Origin of the sequence: Vreelandella alkaliphila, assembly GCF_016107625.1 — a bacterium.
GTDB classification, from domain to species: Bacteria; Pseudomonadota; Gammaproteobacteria; order Pseudomonadales; family Halomonadaceae; genus Vreelandella; species Vreelandella alkaliphila.
In genome coordinates, this window is sequence record NZ_JABASV010000041.1 from 1 (window position 1) to 419 (window position 419).

The window sequence follows — 419 nt, forward strand, 5'->3', positions numbered from 1 at the left end:
AGTTATAGCAGGCACCATTGCCGTTGCAGTACACCGCCGCGTCATAGGCCTGCCAAGCGCGTTCGTCGATGGTGCGATCCAACTGGCCGCGCAGGGTGACGCCATCGATCGTTAACAGTTCAAGGTCGCTGTCTTTAGCGATTAGTTCATGGTTCTCAGACCTACCCGCGGCTTCGGGCGGGTTAGACAACGGCGACGCAATCTTGCCGGGGTTCAGCTGGTTATGCGGATCAAAGGCTGCTTTAACGCGCTGCAGGCTGGGGTATAACTCACCAAAGAACTTGGGGCCGTACTCCGAACGCACGCCTTTGCCGTGTTCCCCCCATAACAGCCCGCCGTACTTCTGAGTCAGGGCCGCCACTTCATCAGAAATCTCACGAATCAGTTTTTCCTGTTCGGGATCTTTCATATCCAGCGCC

1 protein-coding gene is annotated in these 419 nt (G+C 56.6%); it reads right to left on the reverse strand.

Going from position 1 to position 419, the window contains the following annotated elements:
- Positions 1-419 (reverse strand): FAD-linked oxidase C-terminal domain-containing protein (locus JFC11_RS18885; RefSeq protein ID WP_198350281.1); only part of this gene is annotated, 419 nt, incomplete at both ends.